Source organism: Pseudomonas sp. 10(2024), from assembly GCF_045164175.1.
GTDB lineage: Bacteria > Pseudomonadota > Gammaproteobacteria > Pseudomonadales > Pseudomonadaceae > Aquipseudomonas > Aquipseudomonas alloputida.
In genome coordinates this window covers 1,404,085-1,418,030 of sequence record NZ_CP174006.1, presented here as the reverse complement: position 1 = coordinate 1,418,030, position 13,946 = coordinate 1,404,085, and the positions used below count along the sequence as shown (strand labels likewise).

Genomic DNA, 13,946 nt, shown 5'->3' with positions numbered 1-13,946 from the left:
GGCAGGCTGACTATGTGGCTATCTGTGCCTAAATTTCAACCAAGCTTTTCAGCTAAGTCTTGAGGGCTGAGGTGAGTATAGCGCTTCAGCATTGCCAGGGTCTTATGCCCGGTGATGCTCGCGACCTCCATCATCGTGAAGCCGCGCTCGAAGAGACGACTGGTCGCCTCATGGCGCAAGTCGTGCAGTCGTAAGCCTTCAATCGCGGCGGCTACGCAGGCCCGGGGGAAGTAGTTGCTGATCGTGTTGAGCGCCAGGTTGAAGTACCGGCCGCCGCCGATCGGCGTGGGCAGCCCCTCCAGCAGGGCGATCGCCCGGGAGGACAATGGCACGGCGCGCCGCTCGCCGTTCTTGGTGTCTTCCAGATAGGCCACTTTGCCGCGCACCTGGTCGCGGCGCAGCATCAACAGCTCAGACCGACGCATCGCCGTCTCCACCGCCAACTCAATGAACACCGGAAGCTGGGCATTCATCTGGCCGGCTGCCTTGTACAGCGCAGTGAGCTCCGCCGGCGTCGGGCGCCGATCCCTTTCCTTACTGCCCTTCGGCATCCGGATAGCTCGGCATGGGTTGGTCAGCCCTTCGATACCCCATTCCTTGGTGGCCACCGTGTAGAGATGGCTGATCACCGCCAGGTTGAGGCGGACGGTTGCTGTCGACTTCCCTTCCTTCAGTTCAGCATCGCGATACGCGGCCATGTCGCTCGAGCGAATGGCAGCCAAGCCTTTGCTGGCCAGCTTGTGCTCTTTCCACTTCTTGATGCGGACCTGTTCCTGCTTGGCGCCCTTCTTGGTGGAAGTTACCTCGGACAGGTAACGGCCCAGGGCCTCGGCAAGCGTGGTACTCTCGGCTTCGCGCATGTCGACAAAGCGCGCACGCGACATGTCACCCTCGATCTCGGCTGCCCAGCGCTGGGCTTCTGCCTTGGTGTCAAAGGTGGCGGAAAGGGTTGGGTATCCTTTGCGGCGGATCTGGGCGCGCCAGGCGTCACCGCGCTTTTCGTAGTAGGCCATGGCGGAATGATAGCGAACGCTTGGGGGAATTACACGCTCCCCCATTCCCCCAAAATTCCCCCAAATGAAAAAGGCCCCGAGGGCTATACAGCGCTCGGGGCCTTTAATATGGCGGAGAGATAGGGATTTGAACCCTAGGTACTGTTGCCAGTACAACGGATTTCGAATCCGTCCCGTTCGACCACTCCGGCATCTCTCCAATGCCGCGCATCATACCAGCGTTCCTTTAAAACGCAAATCTTTTTTTCAAAAAAACCGCGTGGTATCAGGCGCTTGCGTGAACGCGCCGCTTACAGCGGCACGCCCAGGCGCTTGGCAACTTCTTCGTAGGCTTCGATCACGTCGCCCAGGCCCTGACGGAAGCGGTCCTTGTCCATCTTCTTGCGGGTTTCTTTGTCCCACAGGCGGCAGCCGTCCGGGCTGAACTCGTCGCCCAGCACGATCTGGCCGTGGAATACGCCGAACTCCAGCTTGAAGTCGACCAGCAGCAGGCCGGCGTCATCGAACAGCTTGCTCAGCACTTCGTTGACCTTCAACGACAGCTTCTTCATTTCCACCAGTTGCTCGGCGGTGCCCCAACCGAACGCGACAACGTGGGATTCGTTGATGAAGGGGTCGCCCTTCTCGTCGTTCTTCAGGAACAGCTCGAAGGTGGACGGCTCCAGCTTGATGCCCTCCTCCACGCCCAGGCGCTTGACCAGGCTGCCGGCAGCGTAGTTACGCACCACGCACTCGACCGGAATCATGTCCAGCTTCTTCACCAGGCACTCGTTGTCGCCCAGCAGCTTGTCGAACTGGGTCGGCACGCCGGCTTCTTCCAGTTTCTGCATGATGAAGGCGTTGAACTTGTTGTTCACCATGCCTTTGCGGTCGAGTTGTTCGATACGCTTGCCGTCGAACGCCGAAGTGTCGTTACGGAACAGCAGGATCAAGCGGTCGGCGTCATCGGTCTTGTAAACCGATTTGGCCTTGCCGCGGTAAAGTTCTTCGCGTTTTTCCATGATTGGGCTCCGCTTGCTTGAGGTGTTGGGCTAGGCGATTTCGCGCCAGTCGAGCCCGTGTTCCTGATTCGCCACCTGGAGCCAGTCCGGGTCGCACCCAAGGGTGTCGACGAAGCACTGGCGGGCCAAGTGTGGCAGGTTGTTCTTGCTGCTGAGATGGGCCAGCACCAGATGTTGCAGGTTGCTCCAGCCCAACTCGTGCACCAGGCGCGCGGCCTGGTGGTTGTTCAAATGCCCTTGCATGCCACCCACCCGCTGCTTCAAGAAGGCCGGATAGTGACCGCGTGCCAGCAGGTCGCGGCAGTGGTTGGCCTCGATCAGCAGTGCATCCAGGCCCTGGTAACGCTCCAACAGCAGCGCGTCGTACGAGCCCAGGTCAGTGAGCATGCCAAAACGCCGCCGACCATCGCTGACCACGTACTGCAACGGCTCGTAGGCGTCGTGCTCGACCCGCGCTGCGGTTACTTCCAGGCTGCCGATACGCAGGCTTTGGCCACACGCGAGAAAACCGGCCACCTCCACCGGCTTGCGCATGCCGCGCAAAGTCCCTTGGCTGAGGTAGACCGGTACATTGTAGCGCCGTGACAGCAAGCCGACCCCATGCACGTGGTCGGCATGTTCGTGGGTGACCAGCACTGCACTGAGCTGAGCTGCAGAAACCCCGAGCAGCGCCAGGCGCCGCTCGGTTTCACGCAGGGAAAAGCCGCAATCGACCAGGATGAACGTGTCACCACTGGCGATCAGCGTGCCGTTCCCTTGGCTGCCGCTTCCGAGTACCGCGAAGCGCACTTAGCCCAGGTGGTCCTGAATGGCGCTCAGCACGCGGCGGGCGACATCGGCCGGAGCCACGGTGTTGATGTTTTTCTCGACCGTGACCTGCACGCTCTCACCCACCTTGCTCAGGCGAACCTGGTAACGCTCGGCACGGGCTTCACGCTCTTCCTTGGTCGGCTCGCTGCCGAACAGGCGGCTGAAGAAGCCAGGCTGGTTCTGCTTGTCGTCAGGTTTTTCGGACAGGTTGATGTAGTACAGGCCCAGGCTGCGGTTGATGTCCTCAACACGCCATTCGCCACCCTGCTCCAGGGCACGGCCCACGCCAGACCAGGCGCGGTCCAGGTCGGAGCCCAGGTACAGCACCGGGTTGCCGCTGCCGTCTTCGCTCAGGCTGACGCGGCTTGGTGCGTCGAAATCGCGCGCGGCCAGCAGCGACACCGAACCGCCCTTCTCGGCGCTGCGGTTCATGCTGGCAAGCATTTCGTCGGCCAGCAGGGCATCGGTGCCGGTATTGATGGAGGTGGACGGGAACGCAGGCTCGGCAGTGCTGCCCGCCGGGCGCTCGACGCTGACCACATACACTTCGGAGGTATTGCGCTGCACGCCAGGCTCCATGCGCACACGTACGCGCACCTCGCTGTCGCCGCTGCTGGCAGTGCTGGCCAGACGCTGGCCAAGCGATGCCGACAGTTCATCGAAACGCTGCCAGGCGGTGTTGAACTCACCCGTCTGCGGGCGCTCTTCAGCAATGCGGAAGCCGTTATCCTCGAAGAACTGCCGGGCTACCGGCCACACTTCGGCTGGCGAATGCTGGGCCAGCACCCAACGGCTGCTGCCGCTGCGCTGCAGGCTGTAGTCGGTGACCTGGGCGGCACCGCCCGTCAGCGGTTGCGGGCGAGGCACTTCGAACTCACCCTTGACGGTATCGTCAGCGACGTTACGCGGAATCGGCAGCAGCGGATCAAGGCGCTTGACGTTGCTGGCGTCCGGCGGCAGCTGCATCGGCGCGGTCGGGTGCGCCTGCAGGTAGTCACTGCCGCGGTCGCGGAAATAGCCATCCTCGCCCCACAGCCAGCCACACCCACTGGTGTTGGAGATAATCAGGGCAAGGGCGGAAAGACCAGCCAGTCGCTTCATGCGGTGTACTTCCTCTTAAACCAGTACGCCGGACTGGCGCAAGGCAGTACGGACTTTTTCGTGGCAGCCTTCGCTCAGCCAGGTCAGTGGCAGGCGAATACCTTTTTGCATCAGGCCCATTTCGACGAGCGCCCATTTCACCGGGATCGGGTTGGACTCGCAGAACAGGTCCTTGTGCAGCGGCATGAGTTTTTCGTTGATTGCGCGGGCCTTCTCGGCATTGCCCTCAAGGGCGGCCTCGCACAGGTCCGCCATTTCGCGCGGAGCGACGTTGGCGGTGACGGAGATGTTGCCCTTGCCGCCCATCAGGATCAGCTCGACGGCAGTCGGGTCGTCGCCGGACATGACGATGAAGTCCTTGCTGACGCCATCGAGAATGGCCTTGGCGCGGGCCAGGTCGCCCGTGGCTTCCTTGATGCCGATGATGTTCGGCACGGTCGACAGGCGGATCACGGTCTCGGCCTGCATGTCGCAGGAGGTACGGCCGGGAACGTTGTAGAGGATCTGCGGGATGTCGACGGCTTCGGCAATGTGCTTGAAGTGCTGGTACAGGCCTTCTTGCGTCGGCTTGTTGTAGTACGGCACAACCAGCAGGCAGGCGTCGGCGCCAGCATTCTTGGCGTTCTGGGTCAGGTGCACGGCTTCGGCGGTGGAGTTGGCACCGGTGCCGGCGATGACCGGAATTGGTTTGGCGCTGCGTTTGACGCGCTCGACCACGTGCTTGATGACCAGGATGTGTTCTTCGACATCCAGCGTGGCCGACTCACCGGTGGTGCCGACAGCGACGATCGCATGGGTGCCGTTTTCCAGGTGGAAGTCTACAAGTTTGTCGAGGCTGCCCCAGTCAACACGCCCTTGTGCATCCATGGGTGTGACCAATGCCACCATACTGCCCGCAATCATGTAACTGCTCCTGCCGGAAAAAGAGAGCGGTAATGGTACTGGGGGCATCGACCTTGCACAAGCGAAGCAGGCGGGTGGAGCATTCCCCTCGGCGGCTTATTTCGCTACCCTTGGCCCTTTGATCGGTGCAGCGCGGCCCGCCGGGCCGTCGACCTTGCTCCCCGCCAGCGTCCAAGACCTCGCATGCGAGCCCCGGGCCCTGCCGACAGGAGGCTTTTGCCCGTCCTGTGCCGACCGCTCATCGCTTTAGGAATGCTGCATGTCCACCCCCACCGTCCGCGAACAATTCCTTGTCATCAGTGCCCTGGGCCCTAACCCCATGGAGCTGGCCAACGTCCTCAGCCGCGCTGCCTTCGAAAACCGCTGCGCGGTGGTCACCTCGCGCCTGAGCCGCCACGGCGAGACCAGCGCCCTGGTGCTGCAGGTGGGCGGCAGCTGGGATGCACTGGCACGTCTCGAATCCACCCTGCCAGGCCTGGGCAAGAAGCACGGCCTGACCCTCGACGTGGTCCGCAGCGCGGACCAGGAAGTGCGCCCGCAGGCCCTTCCGTATGTGGCCTACGTCAGCGCTGCCTACCGCCCGGACATCATCAACGAGCTGTGCCAGTTCTTCCTTGACCACCGCGTCGAGCTGGAAGCCATGACCTGCGACACCTACCTGGCGCCGCAAACCGGTAGCAGCATGCTCAACGCCCAGTTCACCGTGATTCTGCCGGCCGGCACGCAGATCAGCTGGCTACGCGACCAGTTCCTGGACTTTGCCGATGCCCTGAACCTCGACGCACTGATCGAGCCATGGCGTCCCCAGAACCCTATGTAAGGAAACCGATCATGGCTGTAGCACTCGACCAACCTGTCGCCGACTTCCAGGCCCAGGCCACCAGCGGGCAAACCGTCAGCCTTGCCGAACTCAAGGGCCAGCAGGTGGTGGTGTACTTCTACCCCAAGGACAGCACCCCAGGCTGCACCACCGAGGGCCAGGGCTTCCGCGACCAGCACGACGCCTTCGCCGCGGCCAACACCGTGGTATTCGGTGTGTCGCGTGATGGCATCAAGTCGCACGAGAACTTCAAGGCCAAGCAAGGCTTCCCGTTCGAGCTGATCAGCGACAAGGACGAGGTCCTGTGCCAGCTGTTCGACGTGATCAAGCTGAAGAAGCTGTATGGCAAGGAGTACATGGGCGTTGACCGCAGCACCTTCCTGATCGACAAGGACGGGGTGCTGCGCCAGGAATGGCGTGGCGTGAAGGTGCCCGGGCATGTGGATGCCGTATTGGCGGCCGCCCAAGCCTTGAACAAGGCTTGAAATTGAATGGGGCTGCCTTGCAACCCTTCGCGGGCACGCCCGCTCCCACCGGAATTGTGCAGGGACCAGTGGGAGCGGGCGTGCCCGCGAAGGGCCGCAGAGCGGCCCCAATTACATTCAAAGCATCGGTGAAACGCTAGGCTCCTGCTTGGGCCACGCATCCAGCACGGCCTTGATCAACGTCGCCAGCGGGATGGCGAAGAATATCCCCCAGAACCCCCACAGCCCGCCAAACAGCAGCACCGCGCAGATAATCGCCACCGGGTGCAGGCTCACCGCTTCGGAGAACAGCAGCGGTACCAGCACATTGCCATCCAGCGCCTGGATGATCGCGTACACCGTCATCAGGTAGATGAACTGGTCGCCCCAGCCCCACTGGAACAGCGCAATCAGGGTGACCGGCACGGTCACGACCACCGCGCCCACGTAAGGCACCACCACCGACAACCCCACCAGCAACGCCAATAGCGCTGCGTAATTGAGCCCCAGGCTGATGAAGGCGATATAAGTGGCAATGCCGCAGATCAGAATCTCGATACCCTTGCCACGGATGTAGTTGGCGATCTGCCGGTTCATCTCGCTGCCCACCCGGTTCAGCAAGGTGCGCTGGCGCGGCAGGTAGCCGCTGACCCAGCGGCCAATGAGTTCGCGATCCTTCAGGAAGAAGAACACCAGAATCGGTACCAGCACCAGATAGATCATGGCATTGACCAGCAGTGGCAGGCTGGACAGCGAGAAGGTCAGCGCCCATTGACCAAACTTGCCAATTTCACCGCGCACCGACTCGATGGCGTGCAATACCTGCTCGTCCGACACCAGGTGCGGATAGCGCTCTGGCAGCAGCAGCAACAACGACTGCCACTTGCCGAGCATGCCCGGCAACTCGTTGAACAGCGTGATCAGCTGGTGCCACAGCAGCGGTACCAGCACCAGCATGAACACCGCCAGTGCGCCCATGAACAAGGCGAACACCAGCATCACCGCCAGCCGTGTAGGTACGCGCACGCGCTCCAGGGCGTTGACCAGCCCCTGCATCAGAAACGCCAGCACCATGCCCGCCAGCACCGGCGCGAGCATGCCGCCCAGGGTGAGCACGGCGGTAAAAGCCAGGAACAACAGGACCGCCAGCACCACCGCTTCCTCATCGGAGAAGTAGCGCTGCACCCAGTCGCGAAGCACTTTGAACATTGACGATCCTTGGAAAAGACTCAGGCCTTGCGCAGCCAGTAAGTGTAGGTACCGGCCTCGGCCGTTTCTTGCAGCAGGGTATGACCGGCCAATTGGGCGAAAGTGCGGAAGTCGCGCTGGGAGCCTGCGTCCGTGGCGATTACCTTGAGCACCGCGCCACTGGCCAGGCGATTGAGTTCCATCTTGGCCTTGAGCAGTGGCAAAGGGCAATTCAGCCCGCTGGCGTCCAGTTCGGCGTCGCAGGTCAGGGTGTTACTCATCGCAGGGTCTCCAAAGGCATCGCCAGGCTGCTTCTTGGCATGGCTGGCTAGGATAGCGCCACTGGTCGTCAACGTGTGAGCCCGCTACAGTAGGTATCTTTGATCCGACGCGAGCTTCATGCATGAATCTACTGCGCCCTACCCTGCTGACGCTGGCCTGCCTGATGGCCCTTCCCGGCCATGCTGACGACCTGCCATCACTGGGTGATGCCAGTTCTGCGATCGTCTCGCCGCAACAGGAGCACCAACTGGGCCGCGCCTGGCTCAGCCTGCTGCGCGGCCAGGTCAATCAGCTCAACGACCCACAGCTCAAGGACTACGTCGAAACCAGCGTGTACAAGCTGGCCGAAACCAGCCAGCTGCAGGACCGGCGCCTGGAATTCATCCTGATCGACAGCCGCGAGCTGAACGCCTTTGCCGCCCCGGGTGGCATTGTCGGGGTCAACGGTGGGCTGTTCCTCAACGCCCAGACCGAGGGCGAATATGCCTCGGTACTGGCCCACGAACTGGCGCACTTGTCGCAACGCCACTTCGCGCGGGGTGTCGAGGCCCAGCAGCGCATGCAGTTGCCGATGATGGCGGCGCTGCTGGCCGGCATCGTGCTGGCCGCAGGTGGTGCCGGCGATGCGGGCATCGGCATGATTGCCGGCACCCAGGCAGCGGCCATTCAGGAGCAACGGCGCTTCTCGCGCCAGAATGAACAGGAAGCCGACCGCATCGGTATCCAGAACCTGGAAAAAGCCGGCTACGATCCACGCAACATGCCGACCATGTTCGAGCGCCTGGCACGCCAGTATCGCTATGACGCCAAACCGCCGGAATTCCTGCTGACCCACCCGGTGACCGAATCACGTATTGCCGACACCCGTAACCGCGCCGACCAGGCGCCCAAGGGTGGCATTGAAGACAGCATGCGCTACCAACTGATCCGCGCCCGGGTGGCACTGATCTACGAGGGCACACCGGGGCTTGCCGCCAAGCGCTTCCGCGCCCAACTGGACGAAGACCCAAAGCTGGACGCCGCACGTTATGGCCTGGCCTTGGCACAGATCAAGGGCGGGCAATTGAACGAGGCCCGTGAAATGCTCAAGCCGCTGCTGGCCAAGGCGCCTAACGACATCACCTACAACCTGGCACAGATCGACCTGGACATCACCAACAACCGTCTTGCCGACGCCCAGCAGCGCGCCGAACGGATGCAGGGGCTGTACCCGGGCAACTACCCGTTGAAACAGGTGCGTGCCGACCTGCTGGTGAAACAGAACAAGCCGGCTGAGGCCGAGAAGGTGTTGAACGAGCTGGTGAAGAGTCGGCCGGATGACCCGGATGTGTGGTACGACATGGCCGAGGTGCGTGGCTTGTCGGGCAATACCATTGGCTTGCACCGGGCGCGTGCCGAGTACTTCACGCTGGTCGGCGACTTTGATCAGGCAATCCAGCAGCTGGATTACGCCAAGCGTCGGGCGGGCGGTAACTTCCCGCTGGCCTCACAGATTGACCAGCGCCAGCGCGAGATCATGGAGCAGCGGCGCATGGTTCAGGAAATGATGGGGCGCTGAAGGCGATTCGCGGGCAAGCCCGCTCCCACAGGTACTCCACCGCCTTGGTAAACGGTGCAATATCTGTGGGAGTGGGCGAGCCCGCGAAGAGTATGACGCGGTCTGGCGTCAGGCATTACCAGACAGCTTCAGCCGCGCCGCCTGGGTAAAGTCCAGCATGCGATTAAGCGGCTTGATCGCCTTGGGCACCAGCGCCGGGTCAACGAAAATCTCGTTGGTGCCATTACGCAGGCAATCCAGCACCCGCTCCAGGGTGTTCATCGCCATCCACGGGCAATGCGCACAGCTGCGGCAGGCCGCGCCGTTGCCGGCGGTGGGGGCTTCGACGAATTCCTTGTCCGGGCACAGCTGCTGCATCTTGTAGAAGATGCCGCGGTCGGTGGCGACGATGAAGGTTTTGTTCGGCAGGGTCTGGGCAGCCTTGATCAGCTGGCTGGTGGAGCCCACCGCGTCGGCCAACTCGATCACCGCTTCCGGCGACTCGGGGTGCACCAAGATCGCAGCATCCGGGTACAGCGCCTTCATGTCGGCCAACTGGCGCGACTTGAACTCTTCGTGAACGATGCAGGCACCGTCCCACAGCAGCATGTCGGCACCGGTTTGCTTCTGGATGTAACGGCCCAGGTGCTGGTCCGGGCCCCAGATGATGGTTTCGCCGTTGTCCATCAGGCTTTCGACAATTTCCAGCGCGCAGCTCGAAGTCACTACCCAGTCGGCGCGTGCCTTCACCGCTGCGGACGTGTTGGCGTAGACCACCACGGTGCGCTCTGGGTGCTGGTCGCAGAAGGCCGAGAACTCTTCCACCGGGCAACCCAGGTCGAGCGAGCAGGTGGCCTCCAGTGTCGGCATTAGCACGCGCTTTTCCGGGGTGAGGATTTTTGCCGTCTCGCCCATGAAGCGCACACCGGCCACGATGACCGTTTCGGCCGGGTGGTTCTTGCCGAAACGGGCCATTTCCAACGAGTCGGATACACAGCCGCCGGTTTCTTCAGCCAGCGCCTGGATGACCGGGTCGCAGTAATAATGGGCAACCAGCACGGCATTCTGGGCTTTGAGCTCGGCAGCGATGGCCGCACGGTATTCGGCCTCCTGCTCGGCTGTCAGCGGGTTGGGCTGTTTGGCGTCGAGGTGGGCCTGAACCAAAAGGCGTTCGGAAATCTGGGTCATGATCGCTGGACCTGCAGGCGCGCTTGCGCGTCAAATCGAGTGTATCACCCGGCCCTGGCAGATCGGCTAAGGGTGCCGGACGGCATGCTGACCGTCACGGCCCTCTGCGGGCGCGGATTATTATCGGAGGCCGAAGGCTACAGACAATCCAGCGATTACTAAAGGGGTTTTTGTAGTGCTTGTGCGGGCCCCTTCGCGGGTGAACCCGCCCCTACACTGTGAAATCCTCGTAGGAGCGGGTTCACCCGCGAAGAGGCCGCAACAGTAGAAACCATCACCCCTGCGGCGACAGGGCCCCCAGATGCGCCGCCATGAACATGGCAAATTCTTCCACGGTCATTTTTCGGCCATTGAAATCGACCATGCCATCGGCATAGTGCAGGCTGCTGACCACATCATCGCCCTGCACGGTGGCCATGCCGCTCTGCAGCGCCATCATGCCGACCATCTCCCCCGCCTGGCTCGACTGCATGGCAATCGCTTGGGCGTCGGTCTGGCCATCCAGCAACGCCTGCAAGGTCGCCAGGTCACCGATCATCGGCTTGGACAGCGACAGCTTGCCTTTCACCTCGGTGATGATCTGCTTGCTCAGCTGGTCCGGCGGCAGGTCGAAGCTGGCCGGCGCGGCGAGGTCCATCGACAGGTTGAAGCGGCTCTCGCCATTGGCGGTCTTGAACGACAGGTTTTCCACCGCCAGCTTGGGCTTGGCGGCCAGCAATTTCTGCAAGTCACCCTGGAAGCGGGCCTTTTCGGCGTCGTCCATCTGGATCTGCGGTACCGGCTGGCCAGCCGCACTGGCGGCCTCGAACTCCGGCAAGTGCGACTGGTACCACTTCGACAAGGCCTGCAGCGCCGGGGCGTTGACCGAGGTCACGCTCACCGCCATCTGCGCCTTGCCTACCGCGCGGCCATCCCAGCTGATGTCACCGACCTTGTACTCCGCGCGGCCACCTACGGTGTCCGTGCCGTCGAGGGTTTGCAAGGCGTTCTGTTCCAGGCCCTTGATCAGCAGCACCTGCTGTTTCGGCCCAAGGGTGACCTTGGTTTCGGCCAACGCCAGATCGACGTTGCCGACATAGATGGCATCGTGCGCGGTGGCGGCGAGGTTACCGCCAAACGTCAGCCCTTTGAGCTCGAAGGTGGCCGGCGGCTGGTCGTCATGCACCCATTTCATCACCAGTCTGTCGGCCTGGCCCTGGAACTTCGAGGCCTTGCCCTCCTTGTCCCCACTGACTTCGAACTGCATGCCCGAGAAGTCAAGGCTGTTGCCATCCGCTTCGTCAAACTTGAGTGGCGCCAGCTGAACCTGGCTGACCACATTGCCGCCGTAACCCAGGCTGGTCTGCGCGCTGATCGGGGCCTTTTCACCCGCAGCGGCGAACCATGGCGCAACGGCGTCATCCTTCTGCAGCGTGCTGTTGCTGACCGCCATTACCGGCATCAGCTTCAGTGACCTGACCCTCGACCACGGAAACGGGCCGTGCTCGATCTGGTCGGTCACGCCCACGTCAAAATTGATCACCTCGCCCTGACCCACGTTGACGTCGCGAGCCTTGAGCCGGTACTGGGCAGTGCTGCTGAAGAGATGCTGCTCCAGCGACACACGCTCGATGCTCATGCTACCACCGGTACTGACCAGGGCCTTTTTGAGTTCGGCGTTGCTGCGTGCAAGGGCGTTGTCCAGCTCTGCCGGCAGCTGCTTGCCGGTGTACCAGGCGCCTGCGGTAGTTGCGACGGCAATGGCGATAGCCAGGCCGGAAAGGATGCCAACTGATTTCTTCATGAATAGAACCGATTGCTGTCCGTAAGGGCTTCGAAGGCGGCCAGAGGCCACGCAGAATTCGAAGAGTACCACCCCCGATTGGGCCGAGTGCTGGCCCAGGTCGAGAAATGCCATTTTTCGGACACATCCGACATCACGCTGCGGCAAGCAAAGGGCTCGTTAATTTTTACGAACACACAAATTGATCATAATCGCAAAAAAACGCGCAAAAACCGAACAAACCCCGTATTTCATCGATAGATATTTCAATCCGGCAACATCTTGTCATGTTTAACTTGACACCCACCTACCCATCGTTTTTTATTTTCACCACTTTGCGCGCCCCACCGCGCCTTCCGCCGCTCCAACATAAAAGGTGAACAACATGGAGCCCACCCGCTCGCCCTTGCCGCATGCGCAATACACCGTGCCCGTCGTTTACGCCCAGCAGCAGGAGCCATGCCAGCATGCAGCCTGACCACAGCGCTTCCGGCAACGGCCAACTCCGCAAAACCCTGCGCCTCTGGCACGTGATCATCATCGGCCTGGCCTACCTGACCCCGATGACCGTGTTCGACACCTTCGGCATCGTCAGCGGGATTACTGCCGGCCATGTACCCAGCGCCTACATCCTGGCATTGGCTGGCATCCTGTTCACCGCGGTGAGCTATGGCACCCTGGTAAAACGCTTCCCGCAGTCGGGCTCGGCCTACACCTACACCCAGCGCGCGATCAACCCGCACGTGGGCTTCCTGGTGGGCTGGTCTTCGTTACTGGACTACCTGCTGCTGCCGATGGTCAACGCACTACTGGCCAAGCTGTACCTTTCGGCCATGTTCCCGGAAGTGCCTGAGTGGATGTGGGTGGCCGGCTTCGTCACCCTGATCAGCCTGATCAACATGCGCAGCGTGAACCTGGTGGCGCACTTCAACCTGCTGTTCGTGGGTGTGCAGGTGGCGATCATCGCCGTGTTCATCTACCTGTGCGTACGCGGCCTGGACCAGGGTGAAGGGCTGGGTACCACCTGGAGCCTGATACCGTTCGCCGACAGCCAGACCCAGTTCAGCGCCCTGGCCGCCGGTGCGACCATCCTGTGCTTCTCGTTCCTGGGCTTTGACGCGGTCACCTGCCTGTCCGAGGAAACCCGCGATCCGGCCAAGACCATTCCCCGGGCGATCTTCCTCACCGCACTGATTGGCGGTGTGGTGTTCATCACCGTGTCGTACTTCATCCAGGCCTACTTCCCGACCATGGCCCGCTTCCACGACCAGGAAGCAGCCCTGCCGGAAATTGCCCTGTACGTTGGCGGCAAGCTCTTCCAGTCGATCTTCATCGCCTGCACCGTGATCAACACCATCGCCTCGGGCCTGGCCTCGCAAACCAGCGTGTCACGCCTGCTGTATGTAATGGGCCGCGACAACGTGATCCCGGCCAGCGTCTTCGCCCGCCTGCATTCGCGCTACAAGACGCCAGTGCTGAACATTGCCGTGGTAGGGCTGATTTCGCTGTCGGCAATCTTCTTCGACCTGGTCACCGCCACTTCCATCATCAACTTCGGCGCCCTGGTCGCGTTCAGCTTCGTCAACCTGTCGGTGATCAACCACTGCTACCTGCGCGAAGGCAACCGTAAAGGCCTGGCCAATCAGCTGAAGTACCTGGTGCTGCCGACCATCGGCTTCTGCATCATCGTCTCGCTGTGGCTGGACCTGAACGCACATTCGCTGATGTTTGGCGGTATCTGGGCTGCGCTCGGGCTGGTCTACCTGGGCTGGCTGACCAAAGCCTTCCGCGCGGCACCGCCCAACTACGTCGCCGAATGACCCACGCTGCCAACAACGCCCGCGCCTGATCGCGGGCGTTGCATTTGTTCGAAAAGG

General features: G+C 62.0%; 13 protein-coding genes and 1 tRNA gene. 4 read left to right on the top strand and 10 right to left on the bottom strand.

The window, feature by feature from the left end; translation table 11 throughout:
- Positions 1-35: 35 nt before the first annotated feature.
- The 6 genes from ACI7M0_RS06410 to dapA form a co-directional block, all read right to left on the bottom strand.
- On the bottom strand, positions 36-1,013 hold the full coding sequence (locus ACI7M0_RS06410; protein ID WP_129932406.1) for a site-specific integrase: 978 nt from the start codon (positions 1,011-1,013) through the stop codon (positions 36-38).
- A 109-nt stretch (positions 1,014-1,122) separates the two neighbouring features.
- A tRNA-Ser gene (locus ACI7M0_RS06405) sits at positions 1,123-1,212 on the bottom strand.
- Positions 1,213-1,303: 91 nt separating this feature from the next.
- Positions 1,304-2,014, bottom strand: a complete 711-nt coding sequence (gene purC, locus ACI7M0_RS06400) for a phosphoribosylaminoimidazolesuccinocarboxamide synthase (protein WP_003254733.1) — start codon at positions 2,012-2,014, stop codon at positions 1,304-1,306.
- 30 nt (positions 2,015-2,044) lie between these two features.
- Positions 2,045-2,803 (bottom strand): MBL fold metallo-hydrolase, encoded by a 759-nt coding sequence (locus tag ACI7M0_RS06395; protein ID WP_014590006.1) that lies wholly within the window; start codon positions 2,801-2,803, stop codon positions 2,045-2,047.
- On the bottom strand, positions 2,804-3,925 hold the full coding sequence (gene bamC / locus ACI7M0_RS06390; protein WP_064492889.1) for an outer membrane protein assembly factor BamC: 1,122 nt from the start codon (positions 3,923-3,925) through the stop codon (positions 2,804-2,806).
- A gap of 15 nt (positions 3,926-3,940) precedes the next feature.
- Complete coding sequence (gene dapA, locus ACI7M0_RS06385; RefSeq protein ID WP_003254739.1) at positions 3,941-4,828, bottom strand: 4-hydroxy-tetrahydrodipicolinate synthase; 888 nt, start codon at positions 4,826-4,828, stop codon at positions 3,941-3,943.
- 259 nt (positions 4,829-5,087) lie between these two features.
- On the opposite strand from dapA, the gene ACI7M0_RS06380 reads away from it, so the two are divergent.
- Both ACI7M0_RS06380 and ACI7M0_RS06375 read left to right on the top strand, forming a co-directional pair.
- Positions 5,088-5,648, top strand: coding sequence for a glycine cleavage system protein R (locus ACI7M0_RS06380; RefSeq protein ID WP_003254741.1), 561 nt, complete (start codon positions 5,088-5,090; stop codon positions 5,646-5,648).
- 11 nt (positions 5,649-5,659) lie between these two features.
- The gene (locus tag ACI7M0_RS06375) at positions 5,660-6,133 is read left to right on the top strand and encodes a peroxiredoxin (protein WP_129932407.1); all 474 of its coding nucleotides are present in this window, start codon (positions 5,660-5,662) and stop codon (positions 6,131-6,133) included.
- A gap of 117 nt (positions 6,134-6,250) precedes the next feature.
- Here ACI7M0_RS06375 and ACI7M0_RS06370 read toward each other — a convergent pair whose 3' ends face one another.
- Both ACI7M0_RS06370 and ACI7M0_RS06365 read right to left on the bottom strand, forming a co-directional pair.
- On the bottom strand, positions 6,251-7,321 hold the full coding sequence (locus ACI7M0_RS06370) for an AI-2E family transporter (RefSeq protein ID WP_003254744.1): 1,071 nt from the start codon (positions 7,319-7,321) through the stop codon (positions 6,251-6,253).
- Between the two features lie 20 nt (positions 7,322-7,341).
- Positions 7,342-7,581 (bottom strand): sulfurtransferase TusA family protein, encoded by a 240-nt coding sequence (locus tag ACI7M0_RS06365; RefSeq protein ID WP_003254745.1) that lies wholly within the window; start codon positions 7,579-7,581, stop codon positions 7,342-7,344.
- Between the two features lie 122 nt (positions 7,582-7,703).
- On the opposite strand from ACI7M0_RS06365, the gene ACI7M0_RS06360 reads away from it, so the two are divergent.
- Complete coding sequence (locus ACI7M0_RS06360) at positions 7,704-9,140, top strand: M48 family metalloprotease (protein ID WP_101196315.1); 1,437 nt, start codon at positions 7,704-7,706, stop codon at positions 9,138-9,140.
- Positions 9,141-9,248: 108 nt separating this feature from the next.
- Here the strand turns inward: ACI7M0_RS06360 and nadA are convergent, their stop codons facing one another.
- Both nadA and ACI7M0_RS06350 read right to left on the bottom strand, forming a co-directional pair.
- Positions 9,249-10,307 (bottom strand): quinolinate synthase NadA, encoded by a 1,059-nt coding sequence (nadA, locus tag ACI7M0_RS06355; protein ID WP_003254747.1) that lies wholly within the window; start codon positions 10,305-10,307, stop codon positions 9,249-9,251.
- 274 nt (positions 10,308-10,581) lie between these two features.
- The gene (locus tag ACI7M0_RS06350) at positions 10,582-12,090 is read right to left on the bottom strand and encodes a YdgA family protein (RefSeq protein WP_104887846.1); all 1,509 of its coding nucleotides are present in this window, start codon (positions 12,088-12,090) and stop codon (positions 10,582-10,584) included.
- Positions 12,091-12,536: 446 nt separating this feature from the next.
- Here ACI7M0_RS06350 and ACI7M0_RS06345 point away from each other — a divergent pair, with 446 nt between their 5' ends.
- On the top strand, positions 12,537-13,889 hold the full coding sequence (locus ACI7M0_RS06345) for an APC family permease (protein ID WP_010952372.1): 1,353 nt from the start codon (positions 12,537-12,539) through the stop codon (positions 13,887-13,889).
- The last annotated feature ends 57 nt before the right edge of the window (positions 13,890-13,946 follow it).

Bases quoted from the DNA above. Each gene is read 5' to 3' on its own strand.
- ACI7M0_RS06360 (WP_101196315.1), top strand. From the start codon at position 7,704: ATGAATCTACTGCGCCCTACCCTGCTGACGCTGGCCTGCCTGATGGCC.
- purC (WP_003254733.1), bottom strand. From the start codon at position 2,014: ATGGAAAAACGCGAAGAACTTTACCGCGGCAAGGCCAAATCGGTTTAC.
- ACI7M0_RS06370 (WP_003254744.1), bottom strand. From the start codon at position 7,321: ATGTTCAAAGTGCTTCGCGACTGGGTGCAGCGCTACTTCTCCGATGAG.
- ACI7M0_RS06365 (WP_003254745.1), bottom strand. From the start codon at position 7,581: ATGAGTAACACCCTGACCTGCGACGCCGAACTGGACGCCAGCGGGCTG.
- nadA (WP_003254747.1), bottom strand. From the start codon at position 10,307: ATGACCCAGATTTCCGAACGCCTTTTGGTTCAGGCCCACCTCGACGCC.
- ACI7M0_RS06375 (WP_129932407.1), top strand. From the start codon at position 5,660: ATGGCTGTAGCACTCGACCAACCTGTCGCCGACTTCCAGGCCCAGGCC.
- ACI7M0_RS06350 (WP_104887846.1), bottom strand. From the start codon at position 12,090: ATGAAGAAATCAGTTGGCATCCTTTCCGGCCTGGCTATCGCCATTGCC.
- ACI7M0_RS06380 (WP_003254741.1), top strand. From the start codon at position 5,088: ATGTCCACCCCCACCGTCCGCGAACAATTCCTTGTCATCAGTGCCCTG.
- ACI7M0_RS06345 (WP_010952372.1), top strand. From the start codon at position 12,537: ATGCAGCCTGACCACAGCGCTTCCGGCAACGGCCAACTCCGCAAAACC.
- dapA (WP_003254739.1), bottom strand. From the start codon at position 4,828: ATGATTGCGGGCAGTATGGTGGCATTGGTCACACCCATGGATGCACAA.
- bamC (WP_064492889.1), bottom strand. From the start codon at position 3,925: ATGAAGCGACTGGCTGGTCTTTCCGCCCTTGCCCTGATTATCTCCAAC.
- ACI7M0_RS06410 (WP_129932406.1), bottom strand. From the start codon at position 1,013: ATGGCCTACTACGAAAAGCGCGGTGACGCCTGGCGCGCCCAGATCCGC.